Below are 22,015 nucleotides of genomic sequence, written 5' to 3' on the forward strand. Positions count from 1 at the left end.
AGTAGGGGAAACGGCTAATGACAGTTATACGGATTGCGGCAAAAAATTGCCAGTACTGCGGTTATCGCGGCGAGCCCAGAGAGCCAGAGAAAATATAGTGAGACATTTCCACTTTGCAGCAGGAAAGCCAACAACCTCATCCCCAGAATATTGCCTAACGAATCACCCAGTGTCGCTGACAGTGATAGCAAACCAAAATAGGTAGCGAAACGGTCATGCTCGGCAAATGCAGCATTATTTGCATCTGCGCTGGGCATATACACCATAAGAGCCAGGGAGAAAACCCCCGCCGCCCATAGAATCAGCACCATATCCTGAGCAAGATAAATCAGGAAAAAAGAAACAGAGAATAACATCAGAGCGACGGCAGGATAATAAGCTGGGATATGCTGATTAATATAGAGACTGACCCAATGCTGCAACACCATGACATATAGCGCTTCCACGATAAAAAACAGTGTCAGATTACTTTCGTCATCCAATGTCTCGCGGGTATAGAGAGGGATGGTGGAATAAAGTTGGGCATGCAGCATCCATAACAAGCTGTTGACCAGCAGGAAGCGGCAGTAATTGCGATTTTTAAAGGGCTTGAGCCAGTCAGCGAGTGCCAGGTGCGGAGCTGGGAGCGGTTTGCACTCAGACCCCGAGATGTATGCCAGGCAATAGACCAGCAATAATATATAGAGGCCACCGATAATCCAATACAACCCTTGGGGCCAATAGCGCAGTATTTCAAAGCCGATGATAGGGGCAATCAATGCAGCGCCATTCATTAAGATATAGAGAAAGGAGTAATCAGCCGAGCTTGCCGCATTGTGCGACCGAAGCTGTTTCTGGCTGGCAATAAAGGACTGAGTCAGTAAGACAACTGAGGACACACCCACTCCAGCGATACACAGGCACCAAGGGGCGAATTTCCCCATGAGAGAGTTCGACGATGCTAATAAAAAGCCACTGGCGGCGATACCTAGTGCGAAAATCAGGCCAGAACGAAAAGTCAGGCGATCAAACCACGGCCCCAGCGCCACTTTGGATAACCGTGAAACTAAAATGTAGCCAAACATAATGGCGCTGACAGTGGTAATAGGAAAACGTAAATGTTCATGGAGATAAGTGGAAAACGTCGTCATCAGCACATAATAAGCCAGAGAGGAGCCAACAAAAATGACAGCAATTGGCTGCATCGGTTGAGGGCGTTTCCATAACCGCATCAATGAGTGGCCTAAGCAGATCGACGGCTACGGTGGCCTTCACCCAGGGGTTGATGCAAATAAACATCCAGTAGGTGGCATTGCCAGAGATAAAGCGCTTCAGTAAAACCACAGGCGAATCTCAATGCTGCCCCGGCAATGGTTATCGGCAAGGCGCCATAGCAAGCTGAGAATAAACTTAATGAATTGAGATGGTCATACTCTTCATCGGTTTCGGCATGTGCTATCAGCGGCATGACAACATCGTTATGCAAAGCATGTTGAGCCGCCACATGGTGATAAAACTGGCGAGTTTCCTCAACTCGCCGCGCCGTTTTCTCCAGAACGGCCACGCAACTCTTATAGATGAAAGGGTGCTGTTTAGCTGCCATCTGCAAGAACCGGCGAATGCCCTGGGTGCTGGGTAGCGGCAATAAGTGTTCTTCTAATGCTGGCAATTGATGAGCATGTCGAAAACGCGTTGCGCTGACTTTAAACAAATAGGGATGATCCCATTCCTCTGATAAATGAACTATGCACTTATTAATCAGTAATGGCTCATTGGTGTGGGCTAATACGGTGCCTAAATGTTGGATAACACTGTGGGTATGGTGATAATTCTCAATTGCCCAAGCGTAAAGAGTATTGAGATTGTTAGGAGAGTCTGGATTATTCATCTTTTGCCAAAATGGATCAAAATATAAGGCGTCGGCCCAAAGATTCAGTTCTTTATTAATGGCTTCAGCGGCCATGCTGGCAGCAATGTAATCGGCATCGGGGGGAAAGGGGTAAAGCATCATATTCTGGTCAAGAAATGCGATAAAATTGTTGCTGAATTCCTCGCAACAACCCGCTTCTTGCAGTGCCCGTTCAGGATCTCTATGGGCTGAAAGCTGGGAGGTAAAAAAAGTGTTGATATCGGTGTCAAGCAACTCGACAACCTGTAGCCTTGAAGTCAGGCGCAACCTGTGTTCCTGAACATGCTCAATGCTGACTGAGTTTTTCAATAGCATACTTTCCTCCTAATCTTTGCTCGGTTTATGCTGCCGAGGTTACACACCGTGCAACCAATCCATTTTTAGGCGAGGGAAAGGCAATTGTTTATTGACATAAAAAATGCTTATTCCCCGATAAAATAAATGAAATTGATCCCCCAGCGAGGCCAGGTTAATCAAACTGGTATCTAAATCCCGTTGTAAACGTGGCCCCAAAATATCGGCACAGGCTTTGCCATAACGGCCACTATAGGGGTAACCATAGCGCTGAGTCGCAGGAATACTGGCAAATGATATTTCGTTGCTGGCAGCTTCGGCGACTCACTTTCCGTTCTAAAACTCACTGGTTAAAAAGTCAACACCGCCAGTTTCAAATGAGAGAAACTACAGCTCCCTTGCGAACAAGGTGTAACGTGAGAGTGGGGGCAACCCATTGGATAATGAGAAAATCAACTTATTGGCAGAAAGTTTCGTTATTGCGTTATATTGCGTGGTATTAAACCCAACCATATTGATTGGATGAGCGAATGGCTAAAAGCAACTACATTACCCGCGAAGGTTGGCAGGCGCTGGATAGTGAACTGCATTACTTGTGGCGGGAAGAGCGCCCAGTGGTGACGCAGGCGGTTTCTGAAGCGGCGGCGATGGGGGATCGTTCGGAAAATGCTGAATATATCTACGGCAAAAAGCGTCTGCGGGAAATTGATCGCCGGGTGCGGTTTTTAACCAAACGCCTTGAGGTGCTGAAAATTGTCGATCCGGACCCACGTCAGGAAGGGAAAGTCTTTTTTGGTGCCTGGGTACGGGTAGAAAATGAATTAGAAGAGCAGCGAACCTTCCGGCTGGTGGGGCCGGATGAGTTTGACCCGGCGAAAAAATGGATTTCTATCGATTCGCCAGTGGCCCGTGCTTTGATCGGTAAACAGGTCGATGATGAGGTTACCGTCCAGACGCCAAATGGCGAAGTCACCTACTGGATTTTAGCGATTCGCTACCGCCCATTTGATGAAAGTGTTGATAATTAAGCCCGACAATAAGCTTTGTAACAATTTCGACTAGAATGTATACCATTAATTGTTGTCTGTTAGAGTAAGTTTTTCTAACAATGTGCAGATTCGGGCAATACGGCCTTTGGGAGTAATAAAATGCAAGAGAATCACAAGATTCTGGTCGTTGATGACGATATGCGCCTGCGTGCGCTATTAGAACGTTACCTGACAGAACAAGGTTTCCAGGTGCGCAGCGTTGCCAATGCTGAACAGATGGATCGCTTGCTAACCCGTGAGTCTTTCCACTTGATGGTACTTGATCTGATGCTACCCGGTGAAGATGGGTTGTCTATCTGCCGCCGTCTGCGTAGTCAAAGTAACCCGATGCCGATCATCATGGTGACGGCGAAAGGCGAGGAAGTTGACCGTATCGTTGGGCTGGAGATTGGCGCTGACGACTACATTCCTAAACCGTTTAACCCACGCGAATTGCTGGCTCGTATCCGTGCGGTATTACGCCGTCAGGCGAACGAATTGCCAGGTGCGCCTTCTCAGGAAGAAGCGATTATTGCGTTCGGTAAGTTCAAACTCAATCTGGGTACCCGCGAGATGTTCCGTGAAGACGAGCCGATGCCACTGACCAGTGGTGAGTTCGCGGTACTTAAAGCGCTGGTGAGCCACCCACGCGAACCATTGTCACGGGATAAGCTGATGAATCTGGCTCGTGGCCGTGAATACAGTGCGATGGAACGTTCCATTGACGTGCAGATTTCACGCCTGCGCCGCATGGTAGAAGAAGATCCGGCACATCCACGTTATATCCAAACCGTATGGGGCTTAGGTTACGTATTCGTACCGGACGGCAGTAAAGAATGAAGCGATGGCGCTTTTCTCCGCGTAGCTCATTTGCCCGAACCTTATTACTGATTGTGACCTTGCTGTTTGTCAGCTTGGTCACGACGTATTTGGTGGTGTTAAATTTCGCTATTCTGCCCAGTTTGCAGCAGTTCAATAAGGTGTTGGCATACGAAGTGCGTATGCTGATGACCGACCGGCTGCAACTGGAGGATGGTACGCTACTTGAAGTCCCGCCAGCGTTTCGGCGTGAGATTTACCGTGAATTGGGGATTTCGCTCTATACCAATGCCGCGGCAGAGGAAAGTGGCCTGCGTTGGGCACAGCATTACAAGTTTCTCAGTGACCAAATGGCCCAACAACTGGGTGGGCCAACCGATGTTCGTGTCGAAGTGAATAAAAATTCCCCCGTTGTCTGGCTGAAAACCTGGTTGTCGCCAGATATCTGGGTGCGGGTGCCATTAACCGAGATTCATCAAGGCGATTTCTCGCCACTATTTCGTTATACGCTGGCAATTATGCTGCTTGCTGTGGGCGGTGCCTGGCTATTTATCCGTATCCAGAATCGCCCCTTGGTGGAACTGGAACATGCGGCAATGCAGGTAGGTAAAGGCATTATTCCGCCGCCCTTACGGGAGTACGGCGCTTCTGAAGTGCGCTCAGTTACCCGGGCGTTTAACCAGATGGCTGCTGGGGTTAAATTGCTGGCAGATGATCGCACACTGCTGATGGCCGGTGTCAGCCATGATTTACGGACACCGTTAACGCGCATTCGTCTGGCGACTGAAATGATGAGTGAAGCCGACGGTTATCTCTCTGAATCAATCAATAAAGATATCGAAGAGTGTAATGCGATTATCGAGCAGTTTATTGATTATCTGCGCACCGGACAGGAGATGCCCACTGAAACCAGTGATCTCAATGCAGCATTAGGTGAAGTGATTGCGGCAGAAAGTGGCTACGAGCGGGTGATTGAGACAGGTTTATGTGATGGCGAGGTGCTGGTGGATATTCATCCGTTATCGATTAAACGTGCGCTGGCGAATATGGTCGTGAATGCGGCTCGTTACGGCAATGGTTGGATAAAAGTGAGTAGCGGTACTGAGCTACAGCGGGCCTGGTTCCAGGTAGAAGATGATGGGCCGGGTATCAAGCCGGAAGATTTGAAGCATTTATTCCAACCTTTTGTGCGTGGCGATAGTGCGCGCAGCACCAGCGGCACGGGGCTGGGTTTGGCCATTGTGCAGCGAATCATTGATGCGCACGCCGGTTCACTTGATATCGGCACCAGCGAGCGCGGCGGGTTACGAATTCGGGCCTATATTCCGTTGCCGTTGGATGTTAAGCCTAAGCCACCAGCAGTAGTGTGATTAGGTTTGGTTATGATGGGATCGGATCAGGTTTCGGTTGATATGAGTTAAGTGACCAATATACCTCCGTAGCCTCAACCGAACAGGAGGGCATGGCGGCTCACTCGGGCCATTGTCTTTGTCGGTAATCTTCCCTATTGCGCTCAAGGTCAAAACCATGGTTTTGACCTTGATGTTAAAAGCACATTTGAACAGTTGAATGATGAGTGAGGGTACCCGCGCAGTGGGTAAGCGGCGCAGGGGTTCCAAGGTACGCGCTTGTAACCTCTTTGGCGGTTGGTTCTCAGTTGCTTTAACAACCGAACCGGGTCACAGAACAAACAACAACCGAATTTGATCTCTCAATGACCAAACCAGATTTAATCCATTTCTGATTTGTGAAAAACAAAAAGGGACACCAATGTGCCCCTTTATATACTTACAAAACCAAATCTAAATCAGATCTTTGGCCCTGCGCTAACCAATGCCGCCCCTGCTGGGGTATCGGTATACTTATCGAAGTTGGTGGTGAAACGCTTCGCCAAGTCTTCGGCCTTCTCTTGCCACTGCGCGACATCCGCGTAGGTGTCACGCGGGTCAAGGATGGCGGGATCTACGCCCGGTAATGCCATTGGCACCGCCAGATCAAAGATTGGCAGGGTGAAGGTTTCAGCTTTATCAATTTCACCATTCAGAATGGCGTCAATGATAGCGCGGGTATCTTTGATGGAAATACGTTTGCCAGTACCATTCCAGCCAGTGTTGACCAGATAGGCTTGCGCACCCACCGCTTGCATACGTTTCACCAGCACTTCTGCATATTGTGTTGGATGCAGCGACAAGAACGCGGCACCAAAACAGGCGGAGAAGGTTGGTGTTGGTTCGGTCACGCCACGCTCAGTACCGGCCAGTTTGGCAGTAAAGCCAGACAGGAAGTGATACTGGGTCTGGTTAGCCGTTAAGCGTGATACCGGTGGCAATACACCAAAGGCATCGGCGGTTAGGAAAATAACCTTGGTGGCATGGCCTGCTTTAGACACCGGTTTAACGATATTTTCGATGTGGTAAATCGGGTAAGAAACACGGGTATTTTCAGTTTTAGAACCGTCGTTGAAATCAACGGTGCCATCAGCCAGCACGACCACGTTTTCCAGCAAGGCATCACGTTTAATCGCATGGAAAATATCGGGTTCTGCTTCTTCGGATAACTTGATGGTTTTGGCGTAACAGCCGCCTTCAAAGTTAAACACGCCGTCATCATCCCAGCCGTGTTCATCATCGCCGATCAACTTGCGTTTCGGGTCAGTAGACAGCGTGGTTTTACCGGTACCGGACAAGCCGAAGAAGATGGCCACATCGCCTTTTTCGCCGACGTTCGCCGAGCAATGCATGGACGCAATGCCTTTCAGTGGCAGCAGGTAGTTCATCATTGAGAACATACCTTTTTTCATCTCGCCGCCATACCATGTGCCGCCAATTAGCTGCATACGCTCTGTCAGATTGAATGCGACAAAGTTTTCTGAATTTAGACCTTGCTCTTTCCAGTCCGGATTGGTGCATTTAGCGCCGTTCATCACGATAAAGTCAGGTTCGAAACGAGCCAGCTCTTCATCGGTTGGGCGAATAAACATATTTTTGACGAAATGCGCCTGCCAGGCCACTTCGGTAACAAAACGAACTTGCAAACGGGTATCGGCGTTTGCGCCGCAGAACGTATCGACAACAAACAGACGTTTGCCAGATAGCTGTTTGGTCACCAACCCTTTCAGGTGGCTCCAGGTCTCTTGGCTCAACGGTTTGTTATCATTCTTACCTTTGCCCTGATCCGCCCACCACACGGTATCTTGCGTGATAGCATCGCGGACGATGTATTTGTCTTTCGGTGAGCGGCCGGTAAAGATACCGGTATCGACCGCTATTGCTCCCGTGGTGGTGAGGGTTCCGCGCTCGTAACCTTTCAGCGTGGGTTTTGTCTCCTCTTGGAACAGTAAATCATAGCTTGGGTTGTAAACAATCTCGCTGACGTTATGGATGCCATAGGCGGCGAGCTCCTGCGGGGTAATTCCTTTAACACTCATGTCATAACTCCTGGATCGTCAATTTTCTACCGCGATTGTAAATCCTCATCTCTGATTAACAGCGATAGCTATCAAAGATTTAAACATATGGCCTATTTTTCGCTGGGTTATGAGAGATAGGACACGGATTATCGCAAGTGTGAAACGCCAGAAGAGATGGCTGGGCACGAGTCAGCACCCAGCCATTGCATTAAGGGAATTAATGAATCTGTTCGGAAGAAGAACTATTACCACTTTTTAGTGAGGCGATATCGACAGCATCAAACAGGTAATGATTGCCGCAATACTCACAATGCATGTCAATGTTGCCATCCTGCTCTAGCATTTCATTAACATCATCTTCGGACAGCGTGACTAATGCATCAGCACAACGCTCACGAGAACAGGTGCAGCGGAAACTGACATTTTGCGGCTCATATAGCGTCACTTCTTCCTGATGGTATAAACGATACAGCACTTCATTGGCTGGCAGCGTAAATAACTCTTCAGCTTTGATGGTGGCGGTTAATTGAGCTAAATGATCAAACTCATCTTCATTACGCTCTTGAGCGGGCAAGACTTGCAGTAACATGCCACCCGCAGCTGCTTTGCCCTCTGTGTTGCCGGTGCGGATAAATAGGCGTGTTGGCAATTGTTCAGATTGCATGAAATAGCTTTCCAGGCAAGCGGCGATAGTATCACCTTCCAGCGCCACCACTCCCTGATAGCGTTCGCCCCTGGCCGGGGTGATGGTTATCACCAGACAACCGTTGCCGACCATCTCTTTGAGCGTGCTTTCATCGCTGATTTCGCCTTTAAAACGTGCGACACCGCGCATTTCCTGCCGGTTGTTGCCGTTAATTACTGCCAGTGTCAGCGGACCATCTCCTCCCTGCAATTGCACGGTGATATCCCCCTCAAATTTGAGGGTGGCGGTCAACAGGCTGGTCGCCACCAACATTTCGCCTAACAGTTTTTGTACTGCGGGTGGGTAATCATGGTTGGCTAAGACCTGTTGGTAGGTTTCATTGACTGAAACCAGTTCACCGCGTACCGCATGGTTGGCAAACAGGTAGCGATGTAATTGGTCATGATTGGACATAGGTTTCTCTCTTTCTGGCCGCCATTTACTGTTTACTCAGGCTCGCCTTGTTTAAATTTGATCAGGTCGCGGCGTTCTTTTTTATCCGGCCGCCGATCCGGATGTGGCATTGTCAGGGCGTTGAGTTTCCGTGCCTGTGCCACTTTCTCGCGGTTAGCAATACTGGCATCGGTTTCTTCATACATCGCCTGTGCTTCAGTGGCTCCACGGCGCTGGCCCTGTAATGCCAACACCTTCACGGTGCGCTCATCATTACCTTGACGCAGGCGAATTTCAGCATTGAGTTCAACCAGTTTGCTAGGTTTACCGCGCTGACCGTTGTAATGGACTTTACCGCCATCCACCATTTCTCGCGCAATGGCTCTGGTTTTATAAAATCGAGCCGCCCACAGCCATTTATCCAGCCGTATCGATTCATCAGAGGCTGTTTTGTTCTTCATGAATACTCCTGCCATTCTGCTGATTTACCCATGTTATTTTACTCACAACGTAATTGCAGTGCGGGTAACAGCTTGCGGTAGTCATTAATTGCAGGGTGGTTGCGAAACGCTTTATCAGCACAGCTGGAGTCGGGGTTTTCTATGCCCAGACAATAGCGGATACCAAAAGTATGCGCAGCATCCAGAATGGCTTCACTGTCGTCAACAAATAAGGTTCTGGCCGGATTGAATCCGGTGTGCTGCACAACAGCTTGCCACAGCCGTTGATCTTCCTTCGGATAACCAAATGTGTGGGTGGAAAGTAATAAATCAAGGTGCTGATCAAGTGCCGTGTGCTCAACTTTTACCGCAAGACTGTGTGGATGGGCGTTAGTGAGCAAAATTGTTTTTACCCCACGTTCACGTAAACCGGCTAAAAAAGGCGCGGTATCCTGACGCAGGCGCACTCGGCTGCCCGCATCAGTCGTCATGGCGTAAATATCCAAATCAAGGCGTTCGCTCCAATAATCGAAGCAATACCAATTTAATGTGTGCTGCACCGCCAGATATTCATCATGGATAATCTTGTGTGCTTGCTCCAGCGGGATGCCCCGATGCTCACTGAGTGCCATCGGTACCTGCTTGAGCCAGAAGTGGCTGTCGAACTCCAAATCCAGCAAAGTGCCATCCATGTCCAGCAGCACGGTATCAATTTCTTGCCAATTGAGATCTGGCGGCATAGCGACTCCACATAGTTATCCAGGCGACAAATGAACCGACGTTTTTGATAAAAACGCAAGTGTAATGTTAGCCTAGCATAGCAAAGTTACCCTGCGCACACCCGTGGACATCGCAAGTAGGAAAATGAAAAGCAGCTAACGCAGACGCGGTGATGGGGTGAGGTTGTGATTAAAGCAATCGTCATAATAGTGCTGAATATCATCCATCCGGCTGCGGTTCTTCAATACCCGCATAATCAATAAGGTGGTATTGACCAGTAAACAGACGACCAATGCCAGCAGCAACAGGCTGGTGCCGAGATAGCGGCTCAATGTGACAATATCCGGCTCACTGTGCAGCGCAATGTGCCGTGTACCATTGGCATCGACAGTTATATTGGTGATGATTCCTTCAGCTTTAAACGGCGTATTGAGCAGCAAACCGGAAAGCCGTTGCAGCTCGCGCCACTGTTCCAGTGCGCTGTAATCGAACAACGGCACTGACGGGGCAGGGTGATTGACCAACTGCTTGCCTTCATCACTGGTTATCAGAAAGCCTCCGGGCGGCGGGCTGTTCAGTGCTTCGGTTGCCAAATGGGTTTCGCGATAAACAAACGAGGATGTTGCTGTATTCACCAGATTTTCCAAAGCATCAGCACTGACCGGACGTAACAGTACATTCATGCCTTTCAAAGCCCCGGATTGCGCCCGTTTGACCAACCCTGGCCAGTTTCTGGCATTCCCCAAGTTCACCAACGCATTCTTCAGGCGAATACAGTCGGCATCGTTACTACATAACGTTTGCGTTTTCAGAACGATATCGGCGAAGTTATCCAGCAGAATCATGCCAGATTTCTCGATGGCCGTTGCCAGTTGTGGGTTGACGCTGGCATCGGTGCCTTGAGGATGCAACTGATGGTTAACCGAGGCGACCAGTGCTGCCGCTTTTTCAATGGTGTCAGATTCTGGTTGCGGCAGTGGTTCAGCGTTATTCCAGTAAATACCGGAGCAATCAAAAGGCGTAAAAACGAAATTACGTGAATTTTGGCTATTTGGCGGCACATAACACATCCCATTACCTTGTGCTTTCAGCATATCACCAATACGTAATGGCATCTTTTCAAGGGCTTCAACGCTGGTAACCTGCTGACTCTGTGCGCCTTGCAACCAGGCAACACTCAGTTTGAGTGGTAATCCCAGCGGCACATAAATTAGCAACAACACCAATACCAATAGTGAGCCGGCCACGAGTGTGAGGTTTTTCCCCCAGCGCTGTAACGGGAAATGTTTCATTTCATCATGCAGCGATAAAAAAGCCCCCTGACGGACAACCTGACGATTGAGGTAGATATCAATATGGGTTTTTTTACCCAGGTCCTGGGCGAAATACGGCCCCCAATGAGCGGGATAAATCAGATCGACAATGCCAAGGGAGATATTATTCATCTGCGCCTGATTCGATTCACCGAACAGCCCCCAGCGCTTTGGTGTACCCCTTAGACAATGGACTTCACGCAAATCTTTATCCGCCAACGGGCGGAGCATATTCCAACATGCCCAGCCAGTTAAGGTCGCGGCTACGATAACCAGCCAAAGCATAGTTACCGCCGGGCCGGTGAGTGCCAAAAACAGTAATAACAATGCGACACAGATAACCAGCGCTTCTTTGAGGCCATTGGGACCATGCAGGGCATACTCTTCTGCGGTTTCTTTGCGGATATTGAGTAGTTCAATGTGTTCACTATCTTCTTTGCGGATTGATGCATTTTGCACCGCAGAGGGTAGAAGTGGTTGATAGCTATTTTCTGGCTGATGATTTTTAAGGGTATGCCCATTAAGAGAAATCACCAACGGGATGGTCTGGGTCTGGATAAGCTCTACATCGTTATCCTGAGTGATATATTGTTCCCATGAAGGGGGCAAATGAACTTCAATTGAATCAAGATAATAACGCCATTCATTGGGTTCATCGCTGGCGACGCCATAGCGGGTAATCGCACGGGTCACCGAATAGACATTGTCACTTTGTGGGGTGAGTACCAACTTTCCTGATGAAATGTTGTCGTTAGTCAGTGTTCGTGAATCAAACGTTGGTTGTGATTTGAAACCGACTTTTTCTTGCTGATTGAGCAAGTAATTTTCAATATTAACGCGTTCTTCAGGGGTAAGTTTGCGGCAGGTGGGCTTGACGAACGGCATTGTTACCGTTGCGGGTGAAAGGTGGCGAAATCGGAACCACCACCACAAGCCGACCACGATCATGCTGGTCAGCAGTAAGGCCAATATTAAGACCATTGTGCTCTTCCTTTCCCCATTCCCTCGCCCCTGACTGACATCAACACTATGAAAAAATACATATTATGCATAAATACAGTGCAGAGGCATTTATACCCTTTGTACCTGAAGTCACAGGATTGTGAGCTATGCTTACTCACCCGAATCACTTGACTTATATAAGCTTATCGAGATTATGAGCCTCTCCCTGTGGGTGAGTGCAAACGCCGTTCAAAATGGTTTACAACCCATTCGCCGTTTATTTGCAACTCCAAGTTCTTTGGTTATAACAGGGTTATTTCAGTGAGCTAGCTTTAGACGCGCTATTATTCATCAAATAACCTAATACAAGTGCTCTTAAACTGCTCGTAGACTAATAAGGATAGCAAGGCTAAAACAGCGGTAATATCAGCATAATCCTATTTTCAAACACAATTTTTAACATGTACCTGACTGGAAGTGGTTAAAAACCAACCAGTTCAATCTTGGCTAAACTCACCGTCATGTTAAAAACAGACAAATTATATCTAACTGGCATTGCGATAAAGGTTCTCATTAACGCACAATGTGATCAAGTTCTAATAAAACGCTGCATAAAATGTCAGGATTTTCGTTATGAACAAAAAATGGTCTACCGCGTTGTCATAAGAAGGTCTGTGTTATCAGGATGGGGGTCAGATGGGCGGTGATATTTTAATTTGGGGCTATCATGGCATACTTGCAAAAACCTAAAATTCTTAAAATAGAAACAATTGCCCGCTCCCGCTTATTTACCGTTGAAGCGGTTGATCTGGAGTTTAGCAATGGCGTGCAACGTGTTTATGAGCGTATGCGGCCATCTAACCATGAGGCCGTGATGATTGTGCCGATAATCGGCGATGACTTGCTGCTGATTCGTGAATATGCTGTCGGTATTGATGCGTATGAATTGGGGTTCCCGAAAGGGCTGATTGATTCCGGTGAAGAGGTGCTGGAGGCGGCTAATCGTGAGCTAATGGAGGAGGTTGGGTTTGGTGCCAAGCGCTTCGATTACCTCACCAAACTGACAATGGCACCGTCCTATTTTTCCAGCAAAATGAATATTGTTATGGCGCATGATCTTTACCCGCAAAGCTTGGAAGGTGATGAACCGGAGCCACTACCACAAGTCCGTTGGCCTATTGCCAATATGATGGCGCTCCTCGATGAGCCAGATTTCTGTGAGGCACGTAATGTCAGCGCTCTTTTTCTGGCGCAGGCATTTCTTAATAAGCGATGACCAGAATAGGCCACTATCCGAGATAAAAAAACCGAGCTGACCTTACGATCACCCGGTTTTTGTCTGAATACGGCTGTTACATCAATAAGTCACAGCAGCGGCAGGTATGATGGTCAGAACAATTCGTGAGTCTGGCCGTTGTCCATCAGCGTGGTACCCGCTTCATGTACTGAGTATTCAGTCGGTTGTGTCCCGTCGATAAAGAACTCAGGGCGACTGCCTGGCCCACCACTGGATAACTTACCGGTTTGCTTATCAATCACGACACTGACAATCCCTGGTGGCGGTGGCACTTGCTTCTCAGGTAAGCCTGCAAGAGCGGCTTTCATAAACTCATTCCAGGCTGGCTGCGCTGTTTTTGCCCCGCCTTCCGCCCCAGAAATCTGATCCGGTATTGCGCCTGATGCCGTGCTGCGGCCTAAGTCGCGGCGATGATCATCAAAGCCAATCCAAACCGAGGTCACGGTATCGGGACCATAACCCGAGAACCAGGCATCTTTCGAATTGTTTGTCGTACCGGTTTTACCGCCGATATCTCTACGTTTCAGATCACGACCTGCACGCCAGCCTGTTCCCATCCAGCCCGGTTCCCCGAAGATGTTGGTGTTCAGGGCGTCACGGATCAGGAACGCCAATGGCGTGCTGATAACATGAGGCGCATATTGCTGGTCACTGTTGAGCGCGGCCTGAGCCGGTGTGACTTGCTCCAGTTCTGGCATTGGCACCGTACTGGCATTACTGTTCTGAGAAGTGGAGACGTTTTCGGTATTATCGTCAGAAAGCACCACAGAACGTTGAGTATCACCATAAATCACCGGCAGATTACAACTTTCGCAGACAATTTTAGGCTTTTCTTCAAACAGCACATTGCCTACATCATCGGTGATCTTGGTAATGAAATACGGGTCGACCAAATAGCCGCCGTTGGCCAACACCGCATAACCGCGAACTAACTGCAATGGTGTGAACGAAGCAGAACCCAACGCCAGTGATTCTGAATGCACAATGTTCTGTGCCGGGAAGCCAAAACGTTGCAGATATTCAGCGGCATAATCGACGCCCATTGCTCGCATTGCCCGCACCATAACCACGTTTTTCGATTGCCCTAAGCCCTGACGCAAGCGGATTGGCCCATCGTAAGTGGGGGGGGAGTTTTTCGGCCGCCAGTCAGTACCTGCACCGGCATCCCAGCGGGTAATTGGCAGGTCGTTGAGGATGCTCGCCAGTGTCAGCCCTTTGTCCATCGCGGCGGTATAGAGGAACGGTTTAATATTCGAACCCACCTGACGTAGCGCTTGGGTAACACGGTTAAATTTACTTTGGTTAAAGTCGAACCCACCGACCAGCGCTTTAATTGCACCATTATTCGGATCGATGGACACCAGCGCGGAGTTGACGTCGGGCACCTGCGCCAGCCACCAGTTATCTTCGACTTTTCGGACCCAGATTTGCTGGCCCGGTTGTACCACATTAGTGACCTGTTTAGGTGTTGGCCCCTGCGCATTATCTGATTTATACGGTCGCGCCCAACGCATCCCAGACATCGGCAGCGCCACGTTACTGCCATCAGCCAGCATCGCCGTGGCTTGCGCGGCATTCGCTTGTGTCACTACCGCAGGTAACAGCGGGCCATATACCGGCAGTGTTTTTAGCGAATCGATAATTTGCTCACGACTCCAGGCGCTCTCGCCCACTTTCCATAACACATTGGACGGGCCGCGATAGCCATGACGCATATCGTAAGCTAATACGTTGGCTCGTAATGATTCAAGCGCGGCCAACTGGAGTCTTTTAGTGATGGTGGTATAGACCTGATAGCCGTCGGTGTAAGCATTTTCACCGTAACGCTTGATCATCTCCTGACGCACCATTTCGGACAGATAAGGTGCTGAGAAAGCAATTTGCGGCGCATGGTAGTTGGCAACCAACTCTTCACTGCGAGCCTGATCGTACTGCGCTTGGGTGATGTATTTTTCATCCAACATGCGCGACAGCACAACATTACGGCGCGTAACAGCGCGGTCATGTGAGTAAAGCGGGTTGAAAGTTGATGGCGCTTTTGGCAAACCAGCAATCATTGCCATTTGGCTGAGTGTTAACTCATTGACCTCTTTGCCAAAATAAACTTGCGCGGCAGCACCGACACCATAGGCGCGGTAACCGAGATAAATTTTATTCAGATACAGTTCAAGGATCTCATCCTTAGTCAGTAACTGTTCGATACGGATTGCCAGAAACGCTTCCTTGATTTTGCGCATTAAGGTGCGTTCCGGGCTTAAAAAGAAGTTTCGCGCTAATTGCTGGGTGATGGTACTGGCCCCCTGAGAGGCACGGCCTGACACCATCGCGATCGACGCTGCACGCATAATACCCACCGGATCCACGCCGTGATGCTCATAGAATCGGCTGTCTTCCGTTGCAATAAATGCATGTATCATTTCTGGCGGAATTTGTTTTAGTGTCAGTGGGATACGGCGTTTCTCACCGTATTGGGCGATCAATTCGCCTTCGGCGCTATACACCAGCATCGGCGTTTGCAGCCGGACATCTTTCAGCGTGGCAACGTCGGGTAGCTGAGGCTCAATATATTTATACAGGCCAAATATCGAGGCTGCTCCCAGTAAAATGCAACACACCGCAAGGATTAAAAGATACTTTACGAACTTCACCTGAGATTTCCCATTCAATGTCAATTGGGCAGTTTATAAACAACCGCGCCGTAGTATAAAGGCAAGCCCGTAACATGGATACGTTCTTTTATTTTCTCTTTCGACATGGAGGTCGACAAAGATGTACTCACAATCTTGGCAGGTAGGGCTAGATATTCAAATGGAGGCGATACGCGCCTTGGCCGTTGTCAGACGCCGCTATGGCTGGCAACTACGCTACTGGTGGCATCAATCCTTACCTTCTGGCGTTTTGCGGGAGGGTATTTTACATCAGCCAGATATCGTTAGCGAACAACTCAAATTATTACATAAACAGCTACCTAAAAATATTTCATTACGTATTGCCTTACCCACACAACGCATACTGCAACACACTATTCCCACACCGGATAAACGCTTGCGTGAGCCTGCACGCGGCGGTTTTATCAATGCGACGGCAAGCCGAGTCTTTCCGGCGAACAATCAGGCATTGTCGCTGGACTACCGCACCGCATCTGCATCCGGTAGCGAGATAATCATAACCGCAGCCCGACAGACCGAGGTACAACAGTGGCAAGCATGTCTAAATCAGGCGGGCTTACCAGCACATGTGATTGATATTACTCCTTGTGCTCTACGTTATATGGCCGCCGCCGCAGGTCTATCGGGAAACTATTGGTTGGTTCATCGGCTGGTCGATGAATGGTTATGGGTCTCATCCAGTGATATGCCATTTGACTATGGCGTCATCGTTCCTGATGGCGACAGTGACGGGCCGCATGGCCAGCGGACTAACACAACTGACCCGCTGGCGCAGTTATACATTCGTCTGGCCAGTGCGCACGATAGCCCTGTACGGGTCTATTACAGCAGCCTGTTTGAAGAGCCTTTACCTGACAATATGATGGCATGGTCGCCCTTCGCCGCTTTTGCACAGTACCAACCACCATTACCGCCACTCCCCGCCGCATTTACTTTAGCCGGAGGGCTGGCATTACGTCCGGCAGACTATTGATGTATCAGGTTAATTTTATACCCTGGCGTGCTGAGCGACAGAGGGCGCGTTTTCGTTTTTGGCGCAATACGGGGCTGTGTCACCTGGGGCTGGTCGTTATTGGATTCGTTGTGATGTCGATGCAATTGCGTAGTGAGCGCATCCTGCTGCAAGGCAATTTGGTGGTGTTATCACAGCAGCAGGCCGTATTGAGCCAGCGCCATCAGGTGATACAACAAGAAATCACTCGTTTGGCCGAAATGAAGCAGCGTTTTCAGCTTTATCAGCAGGCACGGCAACCTGCTCGCCACTATTTTCGCTTATTGCAGCATTTGTCAGAACACATTCCAGATAGCTGTTGGTTGGAGGCTCTGATTCCGCAAGGCAATATTTTGGCCTTCACTGTTATCAGCCGGGATTACATCGCAATTGATACATTTCTGAGAATGTTATATCGCCAGCCTCTACTTGAAAAAGTGCGTCTGGAGGGGATTACCCAACGGGATGATGGCAACTTTCGTTTTGTCGTGCGCGCCAATTGGCAACCGGGGAGCGGGGTTAAATGAGTAAAATCGGAATGAACAGGACGGTAATGAATCGAATGTTACAACACTGGGTAGATAAGCCGGGCTGGCAGCTCTATTTATGGTTATGGGGGCTGTTGGGGATAATCGGAGTTATGGCTTACGGTGTGATGCTGCGGCCTGAATGGGCGGAACATGGCCGTTTTACTGATGAAATAGCGCAACAGCAGCAAAGTATCAATAATCAGCAATCCAGACTTATGCAGTTGCCTTCACTTTCATCTCTTCGAGATCAATCTAACGTATTGTTACAAAAAGAATCGCTACATGAAGGATGGCTTTCTGCCGAGGGGGAAAAGCGACCGTTTGATAGCGCACTGGCTCATCAAGTTGGTGAATGGATTATGCCATTTGGTGGTCAGGTGGTGCGTTGGCAACGGGTAGTTGAACCGACAGATACAGGAAATTACCAACTTTTGCCAGGCCAGAATAAACCGCTTCCAGAGCAGAAAGAATATTTTTCGGAGCATAAAAAACAATGGGATACGACATTGCGGATTAATTTTCATGGGGCGCTTCATTTACTTCGTCAACTGACCCTATCTCCGTCGCCTATCTTGATAAAAATCATTGAGATAAATCGTGAAAATCGCGCTTTGACAATAAAGCTAAACCTCAAGGAGTATCGTGCCGAGGGGAAACATGAGTAACAACAGAGGATGGTGGACTATCGCACTGCTCACACCGATGGTTTATGCAGAACCGTTATCACCAGAGCTTGAGAATGCGAGGAATAACGGGCGTGACCCTTTTGAGGCTATATCAACTATACCGTGTGATGCTCAACAGGAGAAATTGACGGATTGGCAGTTACAAGGGGTTGTTAGCGGTGTGAGTTATCAATCTGGCTGGGTGCGTAGGCCTGATGGAGTCTGGCTGAAACTTATCGTTGGGGCATTGTTGTCAGCGAACTGGCAAGTTTCTCATATTGGTTCACGCCAGATGCGCTTACAGCATGTGAACCCCGATATCCCCTGCTCAGGCTTATCAGCAACGGCGATGCTATTGATGCGCTAAATTCAGTATTTCGCCCAGAGATAATCAGTACTAAAAGGAATTAAGCTGATGAATATTAATACTAAAATATGGATTTCTCCGTTGTTCTGCTGTGTCTCAGAATGGTCAAAATTAGCCCGTCATATATTGCTTTATGGGGTTCTCAGCAGTGTATCTATCTGCTGCGCGGCATCTTATAGCACTGGCAAGGGGCAATTGGTTTCACTGGAGTTTCAGGATGCGCCTGCCACTTTGGTTTTGCAGGCGCTGGCTGATTATCAGCAATTGAATCTGGTGGCAACATCCGGCATTGGCGGTAATCTCAGTCTGAGATTAAACGAAGTGCCTTGGGAGCAGGCGCTGGCAATAACACTGCGCATGAGCCGTTTGACGGTTGAACGTGATGGTGCGGTGATGATGGTATTTACCGAGCAAGAGTTGCAAGAGAGGCGGCAGCAGGCAGAACAAAAAGCGTTACCGGAGACACTGAGCAATCTCACATTGGCATTGCAGTATGCTGATGCCCAACAAGTGGCCGATAGCCTGAACCTACCTGAAGGCGGCTTACTTTCACCTTTAGGCAGCGTGGTGGTAGATAAACGAACAAATACATTATTAATTCGCGATACTCCCGCTTCTTTAGCATTACTGAAAGTTTGGCTGGCAGAGATGGATTTGCCTTTACAACAAGTCCAACTGGCGGCCCATATTGTCACTATCAGTCGTGAAAACTTGCAAGAGCTTGGCATCCGTTGGGGGATGGGAGATTCAAACAGTGCAACTCCACTCAGAATTAATGATTTTAATGTCAATTTACCGTTGTCGAATGCAGTTGTTAGCGCGGGTTTTAATGTTGTCCGTATTGGTAGCCGCCTGTTGGAGCTTGAGTTGAGCGCGCTGGAACAAGAAAATCAAGTTGATATTATCGCCAGCCCACGGCTGGTAACTTCACATCAACAAACAGCCAGTATCAAGCAGGGTTCTGATATTCCTTATACTGTCTCGCAGGGTAAAAAAGAGGGGGCGACCATTGAATTTAAAGAGGCGGTGTTAGGGATGGAAGTTACGCCAAAAATACTGCGCAATGGTAAGATTACTCTAAACTTGAAAATCAGCCAAAACATGCCGGGCATGGCGATTAAACGCGGCGATAGTGAAGCATTACTAATAGATAAGCAGGAAATTAAAACGCAAATAACGGTCAATGATGGAGAGACTATCGTGCTGGGCGGTATTTTCCAGCAAAAAAACAATCAGGGTATTAATAAAGTTCCAATCCTGGCCGATATCCCTCTGCTGGGGGCGTTATTCAGACAGGACGTTCGGGCGCAAACCCGACGAGAGCTAGTGATTTTCATCACGCCAAGGTTAATTGGCACCTGAACGCTGTGGGATTCAGTTTCACGAAAACAGGTCAATCTTAGTGACTTTCTGTAATTTTTTACGTGATAGGAGGCTTCTAAATTTGACGCTGCGCCCGATTTAGCTTACAAGGGTTACCGAATTGAGCTCCGAGGTTTTTAATAACGTTGATACGCCGATAAAAACGTATGGTTTCCCTCCCACGACGTGTACAACGATTTATTCGGTTGCCAAACTACCAGAAGTGCTGAGATAATTTTCCGTCTGATCTCGCACTATCGCTCATGAGGTTTCAGTTTAGGTCCCGCCGCTGATTTGATTGGCGGGGCGGGTTATCATTAACGAATAGTCTTAGTAATACCAAAAACATGGCAGAGAAACGCAATATCTTTCTGGTTGGGCCTATGGGTGCCGGCAAAAGCACTATTGGTCGTCAGTTAGCTCAGCAACTCAATATGGAGTTCTTCGACTCCGATCAAGAAATTGAGCGACGTACCGGAGCTGACGTGGGCTGGGTATTCGACGTGGAAGGCGAAGAAGGTTTCCGCGATCGCGAAGAAAAAGTTATTAATGAACTGACGGAAAAACAAGGCATTGTTCTGGCAACCGGTGGTGGCTCTGTTAAATCCAGAGAAACCCGCAACCGTTTGTCAGCCCGTGGTGTTGTGGTGTATTTAGAAACCACAATCGAGAAGCAGTTGGCCCGTACACAGCGTGACAAAAAACGTCCGTTGTTGCAGGTTGATGCGCCTCCGCGTGAAGTGTTAGAAGCACTGGCAAAAGAACGTAATCCGTTGTACGAAGAAATTGCAGATGTCACCATCCGCACTGACGATCAAAGCGCGAAAGTTGTTGCTAACCAGATCATCAACATGCTGGAAAGTAACTGATTTTAGCATTTTACTAATGCCTCCGGGCGTAAGTTAAGAAGGTTACTGAGCGCGACATGGAGAAGATTACTGTCACGTTAGGGGAACGTAGCTACCCCATTACGATTGCTGCCGGATTATTTAATGATCCGGTCTCTTTTAAACCGCTAAAGGCGGGTGATCAGGTAATGCTGGTGACCAACCAAACACTGGCTCCACTCTATCTGGATTCAATCCGGAAAGTGCTGGAACAGGGCGGCGTTCAAGTTGATCAGGTGATTTTACCTGATGGCGAGCAGTATAAATCTCTGAGCGTTTTGGAGCAGGTATTTTCTGCCCTTCTGGAAAAACCGCACGGTCGTGATACTACGCTTGTCGCCTTAGGCGGCGGTGTAGTGGGCGACCTGACCGGTTTTGCCGCAGCTTGCTACCAGCGTGGCGTCCGATTTATTCAGGTTCCGACTACGTTACTTTCTCAAGTGGATTCCTCTGTCGGTGGCAAAACCGCAGTGAACCATCCGTTGGGCAAAAACATGATCGGTGCCTTCTACCAGCCTGCTTCGGTGGTAGTTGATCTCAATTGTCTGAAAACACTTCCTCAACGTGAGCTTGCTTCCGGGCTGGCTGAAGTTATCAAATACGGCATTATTCTTGATGCAGCTTTCTTCGATTGGTTAGAAAATAATATCGACGCACTTTTAGCACTGGATATGTCAGCGTTAGCTTACTGCATCCGTCGCTGCTGTGAATTAAAAGCCGATGTTGTTGCTGCCGATGAGCGTGAAGAAAGCGGGATGCGCGCTTTACTCAATTTGGGTCATACTTATGGTCATGCCATTGAGGCAGAAATGGGTTATGGCGTCTGGCTACATGGTGAAGCTGTTGCAGCAGGCATGGTGATGGCGGCACACACTTCACGTCGATTGGGCCAGTTCTCAGCTGAAGATGTTGAGCGTATCAAGAAACTACTGCTACGTGCTGGTCTGCCTATCTGTGGGCCACAGGAAATGACACCTGAGTCTTATCTACCGCACATGATGCGCGATAAAAAAGTGCTGGCGGGCGAACTTCGTCTGGTACTGCCAACGGCTATCGGTACGTCAGAAATCCGTGGTGGTATTGCACATGACATGGTGTTGGCCTCCATCGCTGATTGCCAGTGATAAAAATGACATAAGCGCGACGTAAATAAATTTTATATTCATAAGTACGATGATCATAAGTTCTATGATGCTGTATTATGAAACATCATATTCTTTCGCAGCAGGCGGTTTCGGCCTGTTTGCAGTCAGTAAAATCAATCAGCCGGATCGCAGATACACATGCGGTAGGCTTTTGCCTCTAGTTGGAGGGTT

At 48.6% G+C, this 22,015-nt stretch carries 19 protein-coding genes; 11 read left to right on the top strand and 8 right to left on the bottom strand.

Going from position 1 to position 22,015, the window contains the following annotated elements; all coding sequences use genetic code 11:
• Nucleotides 1–14 precede the first annotated feature (14 nt).
• Together AT01_RS13210 and AT01_RS13215 are read right to left on the bottom strand one after the other, a co-directional pair.
• The gene (locus AT01_RS13210; protein ID WP_235427138.1) at nucleotides 15–1,211 is read right to left on the bottom strand and encodes an MFS transporter; all 1,197 of its coding nucleotides are present in this window, start codon (nucleotides 1,209–1,211) and stop codon (nucleotides 15–17) included.
• 11 nt (nucleotides 1,212–1,222) lie between these two features.
• Complete coding sequence (locus AT01_RS13215; RefSeq protein ID WP_042547482.1) at nucleotides 1,223–2,203, bottom strand: hypothetical protein; 981 nt, start codon at nucleotides 2,201–2,203, stop codon at nucleotides 1,223–1,225.
• 509 nt (nucleotides 2,204–2,712) lie between these two features.
• Between AT01_RS13215 and greB the strand changes: the two genes are divergently transcribed.
• The 3 genes from greB to envZ all read left to right on the top strand — a co-directional run bounded on the left by greB (nucleotide 2,713) and on the right by envZ (nucleotide 5,399).
• Entirely contained in the window at nucleotides 2,713–3,210 is a 498-nt protein-coding gene (greB, locus tag AT01_RS13220; protein WP_004702192.1) for a transcription elongation factor GreB, read from the top strand.
• A 120-nt stretch (nucleotides 3,211–3,330) separates the two neighbouring features.
• Nucleotides 3,331–4,050: an osmolarity response regulator transcription factor OmpR gene (gene ompR / locus AT01_RS13225; RefSeq protein WP_004702194.1), complete on the top strand. Its 720-nt coding sequence runs from the start codon at nucleotides 3,331–3,333 to the stop codon at nucleotides 4,048–4,050.
• Nucleotides 4,047–5,399, top strand: a complete 1,353-nt coding sequence (gene envZ / locus AT01_RS13230) for a two-component system sensor histidine kinase EnvZ (RefSeq protein ID WP_042547483.1) — start codon at nucleotides 4,047–4,049, stop codon at nucleotides 5,397–5,399. Before ompR ends, envZ begins: the two co-directional genes overlap by 4 nt.
• Before the next feature lie 437 nt (nucleotides 5,400–5,836).
• Here envZ and pckA read toward each other — a convergent pair whose 3' ends face one another.
• The 5 genes from pckA to AT01_RS13255 all read right to left on the bottom strand — a co-directional run bounded on the left by pckA (nucleotide 5,837) and on the right by AT01_RS13255 (nucleotide 11,970).
• Entirely contained in the window at nucleotides 5,837–7,456 is a 1,620-nt protein-coding gene (gene pckA, locus AT01_RS13235; RefSeq protein WP_042547484.1) for a phosphoenolpyruvate carboxykinase (ATP), read from the bottom strand.
• Between the two features lie 199 nt (nucleotides 7,457–7,655).
• Nucleotides 7,656–8,537 (bottom strand): Hsp33 family molecular chaperone HslO, encoded by an 882-nt coding sequence (hslO, locus tag AT01_RS13240; RefSeq protein WP_004702203.1) that lies wholly within the window; start codon nucleotides 8,535–8,537, stop codon nucleotides 7,656–7,658.
• Between the two features lie 32 nt (nucleotides 8,538–8,569).
• On the bottom strand, nucleotides 8,570–8,977 hold the full coding sequence (hslR, locus tag AT01_RS13245) for a ribosome-associated heat shock protein Hsp15 (RefSeq protein ID WP_042547485.1): 408 nt from the start codon (nucleotides 8,975–8,977) through the stop codon (nucleotides 8,570–8,572).
• A gap of 38 nt (nucleotides 8,978–9,015) precedes the next feature.
• Nucleotides 9,016–9,696, bottom strand: a complete 681-nt coding sequence (yrfG, locus tag AT01_RS13250; protein ID WP_042547486.1) for a GMP/IMP nucleotidase — start codon at nucleotides 9,694–9,696, stop codon at nucleotides 9,016–9,018.
• Between the two features lie 135 nt (nucleotides 9,697–9,831).
• Nucleotides 9,832–11,970 carry an intracellular growth attenuator family protein gene (locus tag AT01_RS13255; protein ID WP_042547487.1) on the bottom strand — a complete coding sequence of 713 codons (2,139 nt, stop codon included), beginning with the start codon at nucleotides 11,968–11,970 and terminating at the stop codon, nucleotides 9,832–9,834.
• Between the two features lie 688 nt (nucleotides 11,971–12,658).
• On the opposite strand from AT01_RS13255, the gene nudE reads away from it, so the two are divergent.
• On the top strand, nucleotides 12,659–13,207 hold the full coding sequence (gene nudE, locus AT01_RS13260) for an ADP compounds hydrolase NudE (protein WP_042547488.1): 549 nt from the start codon (nucleotides 12,659–12,661) through the stop codon (nucleotides 13,205–13,207).
• Nucleotides 13,208–13,320: 113 nt separating this feature from the next.
• Here the strand turns inward: nudE and mrcA are convergent, their stop codons facing one another.
• Nucleotides 13,321–15,876: a peptidoglycan glycosyltransferase/peptidoglycan DD-transpeptidase MrcA gene (gene mrcA, locus AT01_RS13265; protein ID WP_042547489.1), complete on the bottom strand. Its 2,556-nt coding sequence runs from the start codon at nucleotides 15,874–15,876 to the stop codon at nucleotides 13,321–13,323.
• A 121-nt stretch (nucleotides 15,877–15,997) separates the two neighbouring features.
• Between mrcA and pilM the strand changes: the two genes are divergently transcribed.
• The 7 genes from pilM to aroB all read left to right on the top strand — a co-directional run bounded on the left by pilM (nucleotide 15,998) and on the right by aroB (nucleotide 21,823).
• Nucleotides 15,998–16,870 (top strand): type IV pilus biogenesis protein PilM, encoded by an 873-nt coding sequence (gene pilM / locus AT01_RS13270; RefSeq protein WP_004702215.1) that lies wholly within the window; start codon nucleotides 15,998–16,000, stop codon nucleotides 16,868–16,870.
• Nucleotides 16,870–17,415, top strand: a complete 546-nt coding sequence (locus tag AT01_RS13275) for a PilN domain-containing protein (protein ID WP_042547490.1) — start codon at nucleotides 16,870–16,872, stop codon at nucleotides 17,413–17,415. The genes pilM and AT01_RS13275 overlap by 1 nt, the downstream gene beginning before the upstream one ends.
• Nucleotides 17,412–18,083 (top strand): hypothetical protein, encoded by a 672-nt coding sequence (locus AT01_RS13280; RefSeq protein ID WP_052489967.1) that lies wholly within the window; start codon nucleotides 17,412–17,414, stop codon nucleotides 18,081–18,083. The genes AT01_RS13275 and AT01_RS13280 overlap by 4 nt, the downstream gene beginning before the upstream one ends.
• On the top strand, nucleotides 18,076–18,450 hold the full coding sequence (locus AT01_RS13285; protein WP_042547491.1) for a pilus assembly protein PilP: 375 nt from the start codon (nucleotides 18,076–18,078) through the stop codon (nucleotides 18,448–18,450). The genes AT01_RS13280 and AT01_RS13285 overlap by 8 nt, the downstream gene beginning before the upstream one ends.
• Nucleotides 18,451–18,498: 48 nt before the next feature.
• Nucleotides 18,499–19,812 (top strand): DNA uptake porin HofQ, encoded by a 1,314-nt coding sequence (gene hofQ, locus AT01_RS13290; protein WP_042547492.1) that lies wholly within the window; start codon nucleotides 18,499–18,501, stop codon nucleotides 19,810–19,812.
• A gap of 347 nt (nucleotides 19,813–20,159) precedes the next feature.
• Complete coding sequence (aroK, locus tag AT01_RS13295; RefSeq protein ID WP_004702222.1) at nucleotides 20,160–20,681, top strand: shikimate kinase AroK; 522 nt, start codon at nucleotides 20,160–20,162, stop codon at nucleotides 20,679–20,681.
• 56 nt (nucleotides 20,682–20,737) lie between these two features.
• Nucleotides 20,738–21,823: a 3-dehydroquinate synthase gene (gene aroB / locus AT01_RS13300; protein ID WP_042547493.1), complete on the top strand. Its 1,086-nt coding sequence runs from the start codon at nucleotides 20,738–20,740 to the stop codon at nucleotides 21,821–21,823.
• The last annotated feature ends 192 nt before the right edge of the window (nucleotides 21,824–22,015 follow it).

It is taken from the genome of Yersinia aldovae 670-83 (assembly GCF_000834395.1).
In the GTDB taxonomy this organism is placed as follows: Bacteria; Pseudomonadota; Gammaproteobacteria; order Enterobacterales; family Enterobacteriaceae; genus Yersinia; species Yersinia aldovae.

Excerpts from the sequence above, each read along its gene's own strand:
- hslR (WP_042547485.1), bottom strand. The coding sequence starts at position 8,977 with ATGAAGAACAAAACAGCCTCTGATGAATCGATACGGCTGGATAAATGG.
- pckA (WP_042547484.1), bottom strand. The coding sequence starts at position 7,456 with ATGAGTGTTAAAGGAATTACCCCGCAGGAGCTCGCCGCCTATGGCATC.
- aroB (WP_042547493.1), top strand. The coding sequence starts at position 20,738 with ATGGAGAAGATTACTGTCACGTTAGGGGAACGTAGCTACCCCATTACG.
- AT01_RS13275 (WP_042547490.1), top strand. The coding sequence starts at position 16,870 with ATGTATCAGGTTAATTTTATACCCTGGCGTGCTGAGCGACAGAGGGCG.
- hofQ (WP_042547492.1), top strand. The coding sequence starts at position 18,499 with ATGAATATTAATACTAAAATATGGATTTCTCCGTTGTTCTGCTGTGTC.
- yrfG (WP_042547486.1), bottom strand. The coding sequence starts at position 9,696 with ATGCCGCCAGATCTCAATTGGCAAGAAATTGATACCGTGCTGCTGGAC.
- AT01_RS13280 (WP_052489967.1), top strand. The coding sequence starts at position 17,412 with ATGAGTAAAATCGGAATGAACAGGACGGTAATGAATCGAATGTTACAA.
- AT01_RS13285 (WP_042547491.1), top strand. The coding sequence starts at position 18,076 with ATGAGTAACAACAGAGGATGGTGGACTATCGCACTGCTCACACCGATG.
- ompR (WP_004702194.1), top strand. The coding sequence starts at position 3,331 with ATGCAAGAGAATCACAAGATTCTGGTCGTTGATGACGATATGCGCCTG.
- hslO (WP_004702203.1), bottom strand. The coding sequence starts at position 8,537 with ATGTCCAATCATGACCAATTACATCGCTACCTGTTTGCCAACCATGCG.
- AT01_RS13215 (WP_042547482.1), bottom strand. The coding sequence starts at position 2,203 with ATGCTATTGAAAAACTCAGTCAGCATTGAGCATGTTCAGGAACACAGG.
- envZ (WP_042547483.1), top strand. The coding sequence starts at position 4,047 with ATGAAGCGATGGCGCTTTTCTCCGCGTAGCTCATTTGCCCGAACCTTA.
- AT01_RS13255 (WP_042547487.1), bottom strand. The coding sequence starts at position 11,970 with ATGGTCTTAATATTGGCCTTACTGCTGACCAGCATGATCGTGGTCGGC.
- greB (WP_004702192.1), top strand. The coding sequence starts at position 2,713 with ATGGCTAAAAGCAACTACATTACCCGCGAAGGTTGGCAGGCGCTGGAT.
- pilM (WP_004702215.1), top strand. The coding sequence starts at position 15,998 with ATGTACTCACAATCTTGGCAGGTAGGGCTAGATATTCAAATGGAGGCG.
- nudE (WP_042547488.1), top strand. The coding sequence starts at position 12,659 with ATGGCATACTTGCAAAAACCTAAAATTCTTAAAATAGAAACAATTGCC.
- aroK (WP_004702222.1), top strand. The coding sequence starts at position 20,160 with ATGGCAGAGAAACGCAATATCTTTCTGGTTGGGCCTATGGGTGCCGGC.
- AT01_RS13210 (WP_235427138.1), bottom strand. The coding sequence starts at position 1,211 with ATGCGGTTATGGAAACGCCCTCAACCGATGCAGCCAATTGCTGTCATT.